This is a genomic window from Streptomyces sp. NPDC007905 (assembly GCF_042959345.1).
GTDB lineage: Bacteria > Actinomycetota > Actinomycetes > Streptomycetales > Streptomycetaceae > Streptomyces.
This window is the reverse complement of sequence record NZ_JBIBKS010000018.1, coordinates 20,284-35,989: the sequence shown is the minus strand read 5'-3', so window position 1 is coordinate 35,989 and position 15,706 is coordinate 20,284. Positions and strand designations below refer to the sequence as shown.

The following is a 15,706-nucleotide window of genomic DNA, read 5'->3' as shown; positions in this document are numbered from 1 at the left end:
CGGGCCGACGAGTACGACCGCAGGCACGGCGCTCACCGGATGGTGAGGTTGTCGAGGTACGACTGCACGTTGCGGCGGGTCTCGGGCACGGAGTCGCCGCCGAACTTCTCCGCGACGGCGTCCGCGAGGACGAGCGCCACCATGGCCTCCGCGACGATGCCGGCCGCGGGCACCGCGCAGACGTCCGAGCGCTGGTGGTGCGCCTGGGCCGCCTCACCGGTGGAGACGTCGATCGTCTGCAGGGCCCGCGGAACGGTCGCGATCGGCTTCATCGCGGCGCGGACACGCAGCAGCTCGCCGGTGGTCAGACCGCCCTCCGTACCGCCGGAGCGGCCGGTGGCCCGCTTGATGCCCTCGGCGGTGGTGACGATCTCGTCGTGCGCCTTGGAGCCGGGCACCCGGGCGAGGTCGAAGCCGTCGCCGACCTCCACGCCCTTGATCGCCTGGATGCCCATGAGGGCGGCGGCGAGCCGGGCGTCCAGCCGGCGGTCCCAGTGCACGTGCGAGCCGAGGCCGACCGGGACGCCGTAGGCCAGCACCTCGACCACGCCGCCGAGCGTGTCGCCGTCCTTGTGGGCCTGGTCGATCTCCGCGACCATCGCCTTCGACGCGTCCGCGTCCAGGCAGCGCACCGGGTCGGCGTCCAGCTGCTCGACGTCGGCCGGGGTCGGGTAGACGCCGTAGGGGGCCTTGGCGGCGGCCAGCTCCACGACGTGGGAGACGATCTCGATGCCGGCCGTCTCCTTCAGGTAGGAGCGGGCGACGGCGCCCAGCGCCACACGGGCGGCGGTCTCACGCGCGGAGGCGCGCTCCAGGATCGGGCGGGCCTCGTCGAAGCCGTACTTCTGCATGCCGGCGAGGTCGGCGTGACCCGGGCGGGGCCTGGTGAGCGGGGCGTTGCGGGCGAGCCCGGCGAGGATCTCGGGGTCGACGGGGTCGGCCGCCATGACCTGCTCCCACTTCGGCCACTCGGTGTTGCCGACCATGATCGCGACCGGGGAGCCGAGGGTCAGGCCGTGTCGCACACCACCCAGGAAGGTGACCTCGTCACGCTCGAACTTCATCCGCGCACCGCGGCCATAGCCGAGCCGCCGCCGCGCCAGGTGGTCCGCCACCATCTCCGTGGTGATCGGCACGCCGGCGGGAAGCCCCTCCAACGTCGCGACAAGTGCGGGACCGTGGGACTCCCCCGCGGTCAGCCAACGCAGCCTGCTCAACGGTGCTCCTCAGTGTTCGCGCCCGGTACTGCCCGGCGTACGCGTGATCTCGCGCACGGCGACGGCGCGAGCGGGTGCGCGACCCCGGTGCGCCACCTCCGATCCTCCCACGTCCGGGGGCGGGACCCGGCCGCCGGTCCAGCAGGCGGGACGCAGGGGCGGGCCGGAGGCCGGGCCGGCCGGCGCGTCAGCGCGCGGCGAGCGCCTTCTCGCCGGCGCGGCGCATGGCCTCCAGCGGGGCCGGGGAGCGGCCGGTCATCCGCTCGACCTGCAGCACGGCCTGGTGGACCAGCAGGTCGAGGCCGCTGACCACGGCGCCGCCGAACATGGACCAGCGGGCCGCCAGCTCGGTGGGCCAGGGGTCGTAGAGCACGTCGAAGAGGGTGGTGGGGCGCTCGGGTACGGCGGCGGCGAGGGCGTCGGTGGTCCCGGCGGGGGTGGTGGCGATCACCAGGGGGGCGCGCAGGGCACGCTCCGCCTCCGTCCAGTCCGCCGTGCGGACGTCCACCTCCAGCCGTTCGCCCCATTGGCGCATCTCGGCGGCCCGGGCCTCGCTGCGGACGTAGGCGACCACCTCGCCGGTGCAGATCCGGGCGAGGGCGGCGAGGGCGGAGGAGGCGGTGGCGCCGGCGCCGAGGATCGCCGCGGACTCGACCTCCTCGATGCCGTGCTCGCGCAGGGCGGCCACCATGCCCGGGATGTCGGTGTTGTCGCCGACGCGGCGGCCGTCCTCGGTGAAGATCACGGTGTTGACGGCGTCGACCGAGGCGGCCGTCTCGCTGACCTCGTCCACCAGCGGGATGACCGCCCGCTTCAGCGGCATGGTCAGCGACAGCCCCGCCCACTGCGGCCCGAGCTTCTCGAGGAAGCCGGGCAGGGCGGCCTCGTCGATCTCGAAGCGGTCGTACGACCAGTCGGTGAGCCCGAGTGCGTCGTAGGCCGCCCGGTGCAGCACCGGGGAGAGGGAGTGGGCGATGGGCTTACCCAGCACGGCGGCCCGGCGGGCGTCAGTTGCCCGAGGTGGCATTGAATTTGTCCTTGAGCTGCTTGAATTCTTCGTAAGTCTTGGCGAATTCGGTATTGGTCGTACCGTCGGTCGCCACGAAATAGATCCAGCCGTCGTGCGTCGGATTCAGTGCCGCCCTCAACGCGTCCTCGCCGGGATTGCCGATCGGGCCGGGCGGAAGTCCCTTGTTGGTGTAGGTGTTGTACGGGTTCCGGTTGCTGTTGATCTCCTTTTCGGAGATGTGGATGTTGCTCGTGCCCTTGAGGTAGTTGTAGGTCGAGTCGAACTGCAGCAGCTGGTTGGTCTCCGTGTTGGAGGGCTTGAGACGGTTGTAGACCACCTCCGCCATCTTGCGGAAGTCGTCGTGGGTCTTGCCCTCCGCCTGGACCAGGCTCGCGACCGTGACGAGCTGGAACGCGTTGTCCAGGCCCAGTGCCCGGGCCTTCGTCGTGAGGCCGTAGGCCGCGTATTTCTCCTTGGCCTGGGCGACCATCTGTTTCAGGATCGCGTCGGGCTTCATGCCCTTCGCGGCCGGATAGGTGCCCGGGAAGAGGAAGCCCTCCAGCGGGTCCCGGACCGCGCTGATGCTCCGCCCCCAGCTCGGCAGACCGAGGGTCTTGTACTGCCCCTTGGCGACCTTCCTGGTGGTGCCGGAGGCGATGCCGAGCTGTTTGTCGATGGCCTGATAGACCTCGGCATTGCGCTCGCCCGGTTTGACGAGCACATTGCTCTGGCTCCTCGGGTCTAGCATCAGCTGCACGGCACTGGCGGCGGACATCTCCTTCTTCAGGAGATAGGCGCCGGCCTGGATCTGGTCGCCCTTGGAGTTCTGTCCCTGTGCGTGCACGAAGGCGTCGGCGCTCTTGACGACCCCGGCCGCCTTCAGCCGGCGGCCGATCTCCCAGCCGCCCGCACCCTTGGGGATTTCGACGGTGACCGTCTCGTTGATGCCGTCGCCCGCGTAGTCCGGCGCGGCGCCGAAACGATTTTGGTAGAACTTGTAGCCGAAGTAACCGACTGTGCCGAGGCCGCCGCCGAAGACCAGGACGACCACCATGCAGGCGCAGCCGGTGCGCCGCTTCTTGCTCTTGACGGGTTTCTTACCGCGCCGCTCGCCACGGCCGCTACGGCTGACGGCCTCGTCCTCGGCGTCCTCGTCGCCGCCGCCTCCCGCGAAGAAGGCGTGCTCCTCCTCGTCCGCGCCGGGGTCCGGCCCCGGTGCCGGCTCGGGCCGCCTGCGGCCGGGCGGCTGCGGCGGAGGGTAGGCGTCCTCGGTGCCGTAGAAGTCGGGCTGCTCCCCGCCGTAGGCCACGGGCTGCTGGCCGTACGGGTCGCCGGGGTCGGCCGCGTACGGCACATGGCCGTGGGTGCCCGTCGCGTCCCAGCCGCCCTGGTGGTACTGCTGCTGCGTGGGCACCGTGTACTGCTGGTCCTGGCCGGCGTACTGCTGGCCCTGGTGCTGATGACCCTGTTCGTCGTAGTACTGGTACTGCTGCTGGTCGTATCCGGGCTGCTGCTCCTGGGTCCAGTCGCCGTACTGCGGCTGCTGCGGGTACTGCTGCTGCGGCTGGCCGCCGTAGGCAGACTGATGGCCGACGTGCGCCTGCTGCCCTTCCCATCCGCCGTCCCCGTACAACGGGTCCTCCGGATGCCACGGTTCGGAGCCAGGGCCCCGGCCATACTCAGTCATCGATCCCCTAGAGCCGCGAGGCCGACGGTCGCGCGGCCGGTGCCCCGGCTTCCGTTCCGCCTCTTTTGCTGTGCGGCGGCTGTTCGAACACCGCCGCATCGCGCGGAACGTTACCGTATCGCGATCAGATGACCACTTCGACGCCCTCGCCGGGTGCTTTACCTGACACCCGTTCGGATTCCAAGGCCTGCTGCAGAATGATGACGGCGGCGGCCTGGTCGATCACGGCGCGGCCCTTCTTGGACTTCACCCCCGAGGCGCGCAGCCCCTGACTGGCCGTCACGGTCGTCATCCGCTCGTCCACCAACCGGACCGGCACGGGCTTGATGCCCTGGGCGAGCTCCTGGGCGAAGGTGCGGACCTTCAGCGCGGCCGGGCCCTCGCCCCCCTTGAGGGAGCGAGGGAGTCCGACGACGACCTCGATCGGTTCGTACTCCTCCACCAGTTGACGCAACCGGCGGTGGGCGGCGGGGATGTCCCGGCCGGGGACGGTCTCCACCGGGGTGGCGAGGATCCCGTCGGGGTCGCACGAGGCGACCCCGATCCGGGCGTCTCCGACGTCGATCGAGAGGCGGCGGCCTCTGCGCATTTCCGACCGTTTCCTTACTTGGCGGTCTCGGCGACGAGTCGCTCGACGGCGTCGACGGCATCGCCCACGGCGGCCGGGTTCTGGCCGCCGCCCTGGGCGACGTCCGGCTTGCCGCCCCCGCCGCCGCCGAGGGTCTTGGCGGCCGTGCGGACCAGGTCACCGGCCTTGAGACCGCGTTCGCGCGCGGCCTCGTTGGTGGCGATGACCGTCAGCGGCTTGCCGTTGTTGACCGTGAAGAGGGCGACCACGGCGGCCCGGCCGCCCTGGATGCGACCGCGCACGTCGAGGACCAGCCTGCGCAGGTCGTCCGGCGTGGTGCCGTCCGGCACCTGACCGGTGACGACGGCGACACCGCGGACGTCCTTGGCGGACTCGGCGAGACCGGCGGCGGCCTGCAGCACCTTCTCGGCGCGGAACTTCTCGATCTCCTTCTCGGCGTCCTTCAGCTTGCCGAGCATCGAGGAGATCTTCTCCGGCAGCTCCTCCGAGCGGCCCTTGAGCAGCTCGGTCAGCTGGTTGACGACCGTGTGTTCGCGGGCGAGGAAGTGGTAGGCGTCCATACCGACGAGGGCCTCGATACGGCGGACACCGGAGCCGATGGAGGACTCGCCGAGCAGCTTCACCAGACCCAGCTGGGCGGTGTTGTGCACGTGCGTGCCGCCGCACAGCTCCTTGGAGAAGTCACCGATGGTGACCACGCGGACGCGCTCGCCGTACTTCTCGCCGAACTCGGCGATGGCGCCCTGCTTCCTGGCCTCGTCGATGCCCATGACCTCGGCCTGCACGTCCAGGTCGCGGGCGAGCACCTCGTTGATCTTCTGCTCGACGTCGGTCATCACGGCCGTCGGGACGGCGGACGGCGAGCCGAAGTCGAAGCGGAAGCGGCCGGGCTGGTTCTCGGAACCGGCCTGGGCGGCCGTCGGGCCGAGGGCGTCACGCAGGGCCTGGTGGGTCAGGTGCGTGGCCGAGTGGGCGCGGGCGATGGCCTTGCGGCGGCGGGCGTCGATGGAGGCGTGGGCCTTGGCTCCGACCGTCACCTCGCCGACCTGGACGACGCCCTTGTGGACGTAGACGCCCGGGACCGGCTTCTGGCAGTCGCGGACCTCGATGATCGCGCCGGAGTCGGCCCTGATGCGGCCGGTGTCGCCGATCTGGCCGCCGCCCTCGGCGTAGAACGGGGTGCGGTCCAGGACGATCTCGACCTCGTCGCCTTCGATGGCGGCCGGGGAGGAGACTCCGTCGACGAGGATGCCGACGATCGTGGTCTCGCCCTCGGTGTCGCTGTAGCCGATGAAGTCGGTGGCACCGGCGGAATCGGCGATCTCGCGGTAGGCGCCCATGTCGGCGTGGCCGGTCTTCTTGGCCTGGGCGTCGGCCTTGGCGCGCTCCCGCTGCTCCTTCATCAGGCGGCGGAAGCCCTCCTCGTCCACGGAGAGGCCCTGCTCGGCGGCCATCTCCAGGGTGAGGTCGATCGGGAAGCCCCAGGTGTCGTGGAGCAGGAAGGCCTTGTCGCCGGGCAGGATCGTGCCACCGGCCTGCTTGGTCTCGGTGACGGCGGTGTCGAGGATGTTGGTGCCGGCCTTCAGCGTCTTCAGGAAGGCGTTCTCCTCGGCGACGGCGACCTTCTCGATGCGCTCGCGGTCGCTGACCAGCTCCGGGTACTGCCGGCCCATCATGCCGATCACGACGTCGATCAGGTCCCTGACGACCGGACCGGTGGCGCCGAGCAGGCGCATGTTGCGGATGGCGCGGCGCATGATCCGGCGCAGGACGTAGCCGCGGCCCTCGTTGCCGGGGGTGACGCCGTCGCCGATGAGCATGGTGGCGGTGCGCATGTGGTCGGTGACCACGCGGAGGGACACGTCCGAGTCGTGGGCGTCGCCGTAGGCCACACCGGTCAGCTCGGTGGCCTTGTCGATGACGGCCATGGAGGTGTCGATCTCGTACATGTTCTGCACGCCCTGCAGAATCATGGCGAGCCGCTCGAGGCCGAGACCCGTGTCGATGTTCTTGCTCGGCAGGTCCCCGAGGATCTCGAAGTTGTCCTTGCCGGTGCCCTCGCCACGCTCGTACTGCATGAAGACGAGGTTCCAGATCTCCACGTACCGCTCGTCGTTGACGGCGGGGCCGCCCTCGACGCCGAACTCGGGGCCGCGGTCGTAGTTGATCTCGGAACAGGGGCCGCAGGGGCCGGGGACGCCCATGGACCAGAAGTTGTCCTTCATGCCCAGGCGCTGGATGCGCTCCTTGGGCACACCGATGACCTCGTGCCAGATCTGCTCGGCCTCGTCGTCGTCCTTGTAGACGGTGATCCACAGGCGCTCGGGGTCGAGGCCGTAACCGCCCTTGTCCTGGGGGCTGGTGAGCAGCTCCCAGGCGAGCTTGATGGCGCCTTCCTTGAAGTAGTCGCCGAAGGAGAAGTTGCCGCACATCTGGAAGAACGTGCCGTGGCGCGTGGTCTTGCCGACCTCTTCGATGTCGGGCGTGCGCACGCACTTCTGCACGCTGGTGGCGCGCGGGAACGGCGGCTTGACCTCACCCAGGAAGTAGGGCTTGAAGGGAACCATGCCGGCGGGGACGAGGAGCAGAGTCGGGTCGTCCGCGATGAGCGACGCCGAAGGGACGACGGTGTGCCCGCGCTCCTCGAAGAAGCTCAGCCAGCGGCGGCGAATCTCGGCCGACTCCATCAGTGGTCCTCATTCCGGTTGTACGAGTACGTCGTGTTCTCGATGTACTTCGGGTTGCTGCGGTCCTTCTCGATGGCGGCGTGCCGCCGGGGCGCGGGGAGTCCGGGGTCCGCGTGGAGTCCGGGGTCCGCGTTGATACCCAGCGCCTCCCCCAGTTCGGCCTCGCGCTGCGCCATGTTGTCGCGGACGTCGAGCGCGAACCCGACCGCGCGGTCCTTCAGGCGCTGACCGGTCTCCAGGGCCTTGTTGGCCGCGGTGACGGCGAGGTTTTCGGGGGTCAGCTGCTTCAGCTTGCGGTTGACCTTGGTGGTGGCCCACACACCGGCGGCGACACCCGAGGTGAACCAGAACGTACGGCGGAACATCGCTCGGTCTCAGTCCCTCTTCCCGCGGAGGTTTCGCTTGCGTCGTGCGGCAGGGACCGTGCGGCCCACGATCACGGTACGCCGGGGCGACTTCGCCGGCACGTCCTCCTTGCGGCCGCCCAGGGCCCGGCGGACGCCGTAGCCGAAGGCCGCGACCTTGACCAGCGGGCCTCCGAAGGTGGAGGCGACGGTGGTCGACAGGGCGGAGGCGTTCGACGTGACCTCCTGGACGTCGGAGGCGATGGCGTCGACCCGGTCGATCTGGGTCTGCGCGGAGCGCACGGCCGCCGAGGCGTCGGCGAGCAGCGGTACGGCCTGATCGGTCACGTCCGCCACGAGCTTGGTGGTCGCCTTGAGCGTCTGGGCCAGCCTCGCCAGTGCGACCGCGAGGAAGGAGACCAGGATCGCCCAGAAGACGGCCACCAGGATCCCGGCCACCTCTCCACCGGACACTGTGCGCACCCGCTCCCTGAAACATGCTCTGAACATCGGAACCATGAAAAAGCAGTGCACCGAGCCTATCGCGCCGGGCGTGGGGCTCCGTACCGGATTACGGTCGGCGGCCCGTGGAGTTGCGGGAAGCGATTGTACGGAATGAACACGGTTCAGTACGCTCCGTGTCCCATGCGAGGTCCTCAGTGCCCCGGCCCCTCAACGCGCGGCAATCTCCCCCTTGAACCCACCACCTTCGTCGGCCGCTCGGCCGAACTGGCCGAACTGGCCAGGGCGATGGAGGCGGCCCGGCTGGTCACCGTGACGGGGGCCGGCGGCGTGGGCAAGTCCCGCCTGGCGGCCCGTGCGGCGGCACGGTCGGCGCCCCGGGACGGGGTGTGGCAGGTGGAGCTGTCGCCGGTGCGCGATCCGCAGTTCGTGCAGTACGCGGTGGTCGAGGCGCTGGGGCTGACCGATCACACCACGCGCACGCCCGTCCAGACCCTGGTGGCCCACCTCGCCGCCCGGCGCGTCCTGCTGGTGCTGGACGGCTTCGAGCACCTGGTGGAGGCCTGCGCCGAGCTGGTGGCCGAACTGCTCCGCAGGCTGCCGGAGCTGCGGGTGCTGGCGGTGGGACGGCGGCCGCTGGGACTGGCGGGCGAGCGGCTGTTCCCGCTGGCCCCGCTGGGCGAGGACGAGGCGGTGGAGCTGTTCGCGGACCGGGCAGGGCAGCACGGGCTGCGGGTGGACGACTGCCCGGCGGTGCGGGAGCTGTGCGGTCGGCTGGAGGGCCTCCCGCTGGCCGTGGAGCTGGCCGCGGGGCGGCTGCGGGCGCTGTCGCCGGCCCAGCTGCTGCAGCGTCTCGACGACCGGTTCCGGCTGCTGACCGGCGGGGGCCGGGACGCCCTGCCCCGCCATCAGACGCTGCGCACGGCGATCGGCTGGAGCCATGAGCTGTGCACGCCGGCCGAGCGGTTGCTGTGGGCGCGGCTCTCGGTGTTCGCGCAGACCTTCGACCTGGAGGCGGCCGAGTACGTGTGCAGCGGCGACGGGCTGCCGACCGAGGACGTCCTGGACGTGCTCGCGGAGCTGCTCGCCCAGTCGGTGCTGACCCGCGAGGAGAGCCCGACCGGCCCCCGCTACCGGATGCTCGACACCGTCCGGGCCTATGGCGCCGACTGGTTGGGGGCGACCGGGGACGCGGCCCGGCTGCGGCGGCGGCACCGGGACTGGTATCTGGGCCTGGCGACCTGGTGCGAGCTGGAGTGGTTCTCGCCCCGGCAGCGCGAGGTGGCCGCGCGGGTCGAGGCCGAGCTGCCGAACCTGCGGGCGGCCCTGGAGTTCTGCCTGTCCGAGCCGGACGAGGCACATCTGGGCCAGTACCTGGCGGGCTCGCTGTGGTTCTGCTGGGCCGGCTGCGGGCGGCTGTCGGAGGGCCGGCGGTGGCTGGAGCGCAGCGTGGAGCTGGACTCGGAGTACGAGCGGTCCCGGCTGAAGGCGCTCTGGGTGCTCGGCTACGTGGCGATCCTGCAGGGCGACGCCGTGCCGGCGCTGGCCGCGCTGCGGGAGTGCCGGGAGCAGGCGGAGCGGGTCGCGGACGAGGCGGCGGTTGCGTACGCGGAGCACCGCGCCGGCTGCCTGGCCCTGGTCACGGACGACATGGCACGCGCAGAAACGCTGCTGCGGTCGGCGCTGGACCGCTACCAGGAGATCGGCGAGCTGAACAGCAACGTCCTGATGGGCCAGGTGGAGCTGGCGATGGCGCGGGCGTTCCAGGGGGACCTGCCGGAGGCGGTGCGGCTGTGCGAGGACGTCCGCCGGGTGTGCGAGGACCACGGGGAGCGGTGGGCCCGCTCGTACGCGCAGTACGTGCTGGCCTACGCGGCCTGGCGGGACGGGGACACGGCGGGCGCGCGGAAACTGCTCGAGGACTGCCTGGACACCGCGCACGCCTTCCACGACCTGCTGGGCTCGGTACTGTCGATCGAGCTGCTGGCCCTGGTCACGGCGAGCCAGGGCGATCCGGAGGAGGCGGCGGTCCTGCAGGGCGCCGCGGGGCGGCTGTGGCCCTTGGTGGGCCTGCCGCTGTTCGGCTCGGCGTACTTCAACGCCCCGCACGAGCTGTGCGAGGCGACGGCCCGGCAGGCCCTCGGCGACGGGCGGTACGAGGAGTGTGTGCGTGAGGGGGCGCGGCTCGCCCGGGAGGCGGCCGTGACCCGGGCGCTGGGGCACGGCGGCGTTAGGCCGCTGCGGGGGCTGCCGGCGCCCCGCGGGCCGGTCTCGCACGCCCGCGGTGAGGCGGGGAAACGCGAACCCGCCGCCTCGCCCACCCGGAAGGGCGGGGAGACGGCGGGCTGAGGTGCTGCGCCGGGGCTGGGGTCAGCGGGCGTAGTACTCGACGACGAGCTGCTCGTCGCAGATCACCGGGATCTCCTTGCGGTTGGGCTCACGGTCCAGGCGGAACGCCAGGGCCTTGAGGTTCACCTGCAGGTAGCGCGGGGTCTCGCCGTCGGGGGCGAAGCCACCCTCACGGGCGATCTGGAAGAGCGTCTTGTCCTTGGAGCGGTCGCGGACCTGCACGACGTCGTCCGGGCGGACACGGAAGGACGGCTTGTCGACCTTCTGGCCGTTGACCTGGATGTGGCCGTGGACGACCATCTGGCGGGCCTGGTAGATCGTGCGGGCGATGCCCGAACGCAGGACCAGCGCGTCGAGACGGCGCTCGAGCTCGATGATCAGGGCCTCACCGCTCTTGCCCTGGACCTTGGAGGCACGCTCGTAGGCGCGGACGAGCTGGCGCTCGGACACGTCGTACTGCGCGCGCAGGCGCTGCTTCTCGAGCAGACGGACCTTGTAGTCCGAGTTCTGCTTGCGGCCGCGGCCGTGCTCACCCGGCGGGTAGGGGCGGGCCTCGAAGTACTTGACGGCCTTCGGGGTCAGCGCGATGCCGAGGGCACGCGACTTCTTGACCTTGGGGCGGGACTGGTTCGCCATGGAACCGACACCTCGTGTTTCTTATGCGAATACGGCTTCACCAGGGTTAGGGGAGGTCGCATCCGCAGCCTGGGAAACCCCGCCTGTCCGGAAGGACGGGCCGGGCAGCCGCTCCCTGGTCTGGGCACATACGTGCAGCACGCGAGTGGCCCACCGACCGTTCCCGGAGCTCCGGGTGGTGGTGGGCTGCCCGCGACACCGTTCGACGGTGCGCGACGCTCCTGGATCCCCGCGTCCTCGCGGTCGTGGGGTTCCGGCTGGATGTCCCGCTCTGGTGGTGCCGGTTCTCCTTGCGGAGGTCCGGACTCGGGACTCAGCACTTCGGGGCAGTCTACAGGGTGCTCAGGACCGCTTGCGACCGAGGTGTTGCCTGGTCCACTCCACCGCGTCCGCGTACCGCGCCTCGGCGCCGTGCCGCGTCGGCGTGTAGTACTCGCGGTCCTTGATGGCGTCCGGGGCGTACTGCTGCTGGGCGATGCCCTCGGGCAGGTCGTGCGGGTAGACGTACCCCTGCGCGTGGCCGAGCTTGGCGGCGCCCTTGTAGTGCCCGTCGCGCAGGTGTGGCGGGACCGGTCCGGCCAGGCCCCTGCGTACGTCCTCCATCGCGGCGCCGATCGCGGTGGTCGCGGCGTTGGACTTGGGGGCGAGCGCGAGCGCGATGGTGGCGTGGCTGAGAGTGAGGGCGGCCTCGGGAAAACCGATCATGGCGACGGCCTGGGCGGCGGCCACCGCGATCGGCAGGGCGTTCGGGTCGGCCAGGCCGATGTCCTCGCTGGCGGAGATCATCAGACGCCGGGCGATGAACCGGGGGTCCTCGCCGGCCTCGATCATGCGGGCCAGGTAGTGCAGGGCCGCGTCGACGTCCGAGCCGCGGATCGACTTGATGAGGGCGCTGGCGACGTCGTAGTGCTGGTCACCGTCACGGTCGTACTTCACCGCGGCCCGGTCGACGGTCCGCTCCAGGGTCTCCAGACCCACCTCGGTCGCACCCTGGTCGAGGGCCGCCCCGGCGGCCGCTTCCAGGGCGGTCAGGGCGCGGCGGGCGTCGCCGCCGGCGATGCGCAGGAGGTGGGTTTCCGTGTCCTCGGGGAGGGCGACGGCGTCCCTCAGCCCGCGATCGTCGGTGAGGGCGCGCCTCAGGAGTGCCCGGATGTCGTCGTCGGTGAGGGGTTCGAGGGTGAGCAGCAGGGAGCGCGACAGCAGCGGGGAGATCACCGAGAAGTACGGGTTCTCCGTGGTCGCCGCGATCAGGGTGACCCAGCGGTTCTCGACCGCGGGGAGCAGGGAGTCCTGCTGGGCCTTGCTGAAGCGGTGGATCTCGTCCAGGAAGAGGACGGTCTCCTTGCCGAAGCCGCCGGCGGCGCGGCGGGCGCCGTCGATGACCGCACGGACCTCCTTGACGCCCGCGGTGATCGCGGACAGCTCCACGAACCGCTTGTCGGTGGCCTTGGAGACGACGTAGGCCAGCGTCGTCTTGCCGGTGCCTGGCGGGCCCCAGAGGATCACCGAGGACGGTCCGGCGGGGCCACCGTTGCCCTCGCCGACCAGCCGGCGCAGGGGCGAGCCGGGCTTCAGCAGATGCTGCTGGCCCACGACCTCGTCGAGCGTGCGCGGGCGCATCCGCACGGCCAGGGGGCTGGCTGCCGGGTCCTTCTCCTGGCGTTCTTCCGCTGCGGCGGTGAAGAGGTCGGGTTCCACGCTGAAACCCTAGAACACCGCACTGACAATCAGGTCCGGGCGGCCGGGGAGGCCCGGGCCGTCAGCTGGTCCAGAAGTCCCACCAGCGGGTCAGGACCAGCATGCCGATGATCCCGACGTGCAGGACCGGCAGCACCCAGGTGAACTCGCCGAAGAAGGACTTCAGCCACCGCGGGGACGGCAGGAAGTCGTTGCGGACGGTGAACGAGGTGACGTACCAGAACATCGTGATCGTGGCGACCCAGGCCAGCGAGCACCACAGGCACAGCGCGTTGATCCGGTACAGGGACTGGAACTGCAGCCAGGTGCAGAAGGCGACGCCGAAGAGCGTGCCGAAGGTGAAGGTCAGCCAGTACCAGCGCGGGAAGCGGGCGCGGGCCAGCAGGCTCATGCCGACGCAGATGACGATGCCGTAGCACACCAGGCCGAGCATGGGGTTCGGAAAGCCGAAGGCGGCGGCCTGCTTGCTCTCCATGACGCTGCCGCAGGAGACGATCGGGTTCAGGCTGCACCCGGGGGTGAAGGTCTTGCCGGCGACCTTCGCCTCGAGGATCTTGAACTTGTCGAGCGTGATGACCCAGGCCGCTAGCAGTCCGGCCGCGCCGGTGATCACCAGCAGCAGGGCGAACGCGCGGCTGCCGCCCACCGCGCGGGGTGCGTCGGCGGCACGCTCGGGACCGGGCTCCGTGGAGACGTCTTTGACTGTCGTCTTGCTCATCACGCCGATTCCGTCACTTGAGAGTTGGACCATCTTCGGGCACGGGTCATTGTGCCGCACGCGCGCGGGTGGGCACCGTTCGCTCCGCATAAGGATGTACGTACGACGAGCACCGCGTGCTCGGTTCCGGACAGCCTTTTGTACCGGCGCACGACAAAGGCGCCGGACGCCCCTCGGGGCATCCGGCGCCCACGCGCGCGTGCGGCTATCCGAGCCGCGACTCCAGCTCGGCCACGATCTCGTTGACGCCGATCGCCGTCTGTTCGCCGGACTCCATGTCCTTGAGCTGCACGACACCCTCGGCGAGGTCGCGTTCACCGGCGACGAGGGCGTAGCGGGCCCCGCTGCGATTGGCGTTCTTCATGGCGCCCTTCAGGCCCTTGCCGCCGTAGGAGAAGTCCGCCGCGATACCGACCTTGCGCAGCTCGGTGACCTTCGCGAACAGGACCCGCCGGGCCTCCTCGCCGAGGGGCACCGCGTACACGCTGGTCGAGGACGGGATCTGCAGCTCGACCCCCTCGGCCTCCAGGGCGAGGACCGTGCGGTCGACGCCGAGGGCCCAGCCCACGGACGGCAGCGCGGGACCGCCGATCAACTCGGACAGGCCGTCGTAGCGGCCGCCGCCGCCCACCGCGGACTGGGAGCCCAGACCGTCGTGCACGAACTCGAACGTGGTGCGGGTGTAGTAGTCCAGGCCGCGCACCAGCTTCGGGTCGTCCTCGAAGGCCACGCCCGCCACGGTGATCAGCTCGCGGACCTCCTCGTGGTACGCCTTGCAGGCGTCGCACAGGTAGTCGCGCAGCAGCGGCGCGCCCGTCAGCTGCTTCTGGACCGACTCACGTTTGTCGTCGAGGACCCGGAGCGGGTTGATGTCGACGCGCCGGCGCGTGTCCTCGTCCAGGTCCAGGCCGCGCAGGAAGTCCTGCAGTGCCGCTCGGTACACCGGGCGGCACTCCCGGTCGCCCAGGCTGTTCAGCAGGATGCGGAAGTCGCGCAGACCGAGCGAGCGGTACGCCTGGTCGGCCAGGATGATCAGCTCGGCGTCCAGCGCCGGGTCCTCGGCGCCGATCGCCTCGGCGCCGACCTGGGAGAAGTGGCGGTAGCGGCCCGCCTGCGGCTGCTCGTAGCGGTAGTACGAGCCCGAGTACCAGAGCTTCACCGGCAGGTTGCCCTGGCGGTGCAGATTGGCCTCCAACGCGGCTCGCAGTACGGAGGCGGTGCCCTCGGGACGCAGCGCCAGCTTGTCGCCGCCCTTCGTCTCGAAGGCGTACATCTCCTTGGTGACGATGTCGGTGGACTCACCGACGCCCCGGGCGAACAGTTCCACGTTCTCGAAGCCGGGCGTCTCGACGTAGCCGTAGCCGGAGTTGCGCAGCGGGGACGCGATCGCCTCGCGTACCGCGAGGAATTTGGCGGAACGGGGCGGAATCAGGTCGTAGGTGCCCTTGGGGGCCTGAAAGGTACTCACGGAAGCTCTCTCGTCACATTCCTCGTCGGGGAGCCTGGAAGGCTCCCTGGCCGGCCGCCACCTGCCGCAGGTAAGTGTTGGTGGCGCGCTCCTGGCCGATGGTCGTCTGGGGACCGTGGCCGGACAGCACCACGGTGGAGTCCTCGAGCGGCAGGCACACGCGGGCCAGCGAGTCGAGCATGTCCTCCATGGAGCCACCCGGCAGATCGGTGCGTCCGATGGAGCCGGCGAACAGCAGATCCCCGGAGAAGAAGACCGAGGGGATGTCCACGGTCTCGGGCATCCGGAAGGTCACCGACCCCTTGGTATGGCCCGGCGCGTACGCGACGGAGAACTCCAGCCCGGCGAGCTCGAGGGTGACGCCGTCGGCCAGCTCCTTGACGTCGTCGGGCTCCCCCACGGTCAGTTCGCCCATCAGCGGCATGCCGATGGACCGGCCGAGCGCCTTCTCGGGGTCACTCATCATGTACCGGTCCTCGGGGTGGATCCAGGCCGGTACATCGTGCGCGCCGCACACGGGGACGACCGAGGCCACATGGTCGATGTGGCCGTGGGTGAGGACGACGGCGACGGGCTTGAGCCGATGCTTCCTGAGCGTTTCCTCGACTCCTTCGGCGGCCTGGTGGCCCGGGTCGATGATCACGCACTCCTCACCGGCGGCGGGGGCGACGAGATAACAGTTCGTCCCCCAGGCCCCGGCGGGGAACCCGGCAATGAGCACGATCGTCCTTCGTTGTGTCGATTCGGGAGGGCTTGCGGGCGGTCAGCCCGTGGTCCAGAGCCTACCGGCGCTGCCGTTTCCTCAGCGAACCCATATACGGTACGGGGCTACACACGGCTGT

The 15,706-nt window shown here is 70.6% G+C and carries 13 protein-coding genes; 1 reads left to right on the top strand and 12 read right to left on the bottom strand.

Annotation, left to right across the window (positions count from 1 at the left end):
- Positions 1-32: 32 nt before the first annotated feature.
- The 7 genes from aroC to ACFZDC_RS28905 all read right to left on the bottom strand — a co-directional run bounded on the left by aroC (position 33) and on the right by ACFZDC_RS28905 (position 8,007).
- Positions 33-1,217: a chorismate synthase gene (aroC, locus tag ACFZDC_RS28935; RefSeq protein ID WP_391328566.1), complete on the bottom strand. Its 1,185-nt coding sequence runs from the start codon at positions 1,215-1,217 to the stop codon at positions 33-35.
- 187 nt (positions 1,218-1,404) lie between these two features.
- Positions 1,405-2,244: a shikimate dehydrogenase gene (locus ACFZDC_RS28930; RefSeq protein WP_391328564.1), complete on the bottom strand. Its 840-nt coding sequence runs from the start codon at positions 2,242-2,244 to the stop codon at positions 1,405-1,407.
- Positions 2,225-3,913, bottom strand: coding sequence for an endolytic transglycosylase MltG (gene mltG, locus ACFZDC_RS28925; RefSeq protein WP_391328562.1), 1,689 nt, complete (start codon positions 3,911-3,913; stop codon positions 2,225-2,227). Before mltG ends, ACFZDC_RS28930 begins: the two co-directional genes overlap by 20 nt.
- Before the next feature lie 124 nt (positions 3,914-4,037).
- Complete coding sequence (ruvX, locus tag ACFZDC_RS28920) at positions 4,038-4,502, bottom strand: Holliday junction resolvase RuvX (protein WP_391328560.1); 465 nt, start codon at positions 4,500-4,502, stop codon at positions 4,038-4,040.
- Between the two features lie 14 nt (positions 4,503-4,516).
- Positions 4,517-7,189 (bottom strand): alanine--tRNA ligase, encoded by a 2,673-nt coding sequence (gene alaS / locus ACFZDC_RS28915; protein WP_391328558.1) that lies wholly within the window; start codon positions 7,187-7,189, stop codon positions 4,517-4,519.
- Complete coding sequence (locus ACFZDC_RS28910; protein WP_391328556.1) at positions 7,189-7,554, bottom strand: hypothetical protein; 366 nt, start codon at positions 7,552-7,554, stop codon at positions 7,189-7,191. The genes alaS and ACFZDC_RS28910 overlap by 1 nt, the downstream gene beginning before the upstream one ends.
- A gap of 9 nt (positions 7,555-7,563) precedes the next feature.
- Positions 7,564-8,007, bottom strand: a complete 444-nt coding sequence (locus ACFZDC_RS28905) for a DUF948 domain-containing protein (RefSeq protein WP_391328780.1) — start codon at positions 8,005-8,007, stop codon at positions 7,564-7,566.
- Positions 8,008-8,178: 171 nt separating this feature from the next.
- Here ACFZDC_RS28905 and ACFZDC_RS28900 point away from each other — a divergent pair, with 171 nt between their 5' ends.
- Positions 8,179-10,344 (top strand): AAA family ATPase, encoded by a 2,166-nt coding sequence (locus ACFZDC_RS28900; protein ID WP_391328554.1) that lies wholly within the window; start codon positions 8,179-8,181, stop codon positions 10,342-10,344.
- 21 nt (positions 10,345-10,365) lie between these two features.
- Here the strand turns inward: ACFZDC_RS28900 and rpsD are convergent, their stop codons facing one another.
- The 5 genes from rpsD to ACFZDC_RS28875 form a co-directional block, all read right to left on the bottom strand.
- On the bottom strand, positions 10,366-10,980 hold the full coding sequence (gene rpsD, locus ACFZDC_RS28895; RefSeq protein WP_391328552.1) for a 30S ribosomal protein S4: 615 nt from the start codon (positions 10,978-10,980) through the stop codon (positions 10,366-10,368).
- Positions 10,981-11,322: 342 nt separating this feature from the next.
- On the bottom strand, positions 11,323-12,678 hold the full coding sequence (locus ACFZDC_RS28890) for an AAA family ATPase (protein ID WP_391328550.1): 1,356 nt from the start codon (positions 12,676-12,678) through the stop codon (positions 11,323-11,325).
- A gap of 61 nt (positions 12,679-12,739) precedes the next feature.
- Positions 12,740-13,396: a vitamin K epoxide reductase family protein gene (locus ACFZDC_RS28885; protein ID WP_391328548.1), complete on the bottom strand. Its 657-nt coding sequence runs from the start codon at positions 13,394-13,396 to the stop codon at positions 12,740-12,742.
- 205 nt (positions 13,397-13,601) lie between these two features.
- The gene (gene hisS, locus ACFZDC_RS28880) at positions 13,602-14,864 is read right to left on the bottom strand and encodes a histidine--tRNA ligase (protein ID WP_391328546.1); all 1,263 of its coding nucleotides are present in this window, start codon (positions 14,862-14,864) and stop codon (positions 13,602-13,604) included.
- Between the two features lie 13 nt (positions 14,865-14,877).
- On the bottom strand, positions 14,878-15,585 hold the full coding sequence (locus tag ACFZDC_RS28875) for an MBL fold metallo-hydrolase (RefSeq protein ID WP_391328544.1): 708 nt from the start codon (positions 15,583-15,585) through the stop codon (positions 14,878-14,880).
- Positions 15,586-15,706 lie beyond the last annotated feature (121 nt).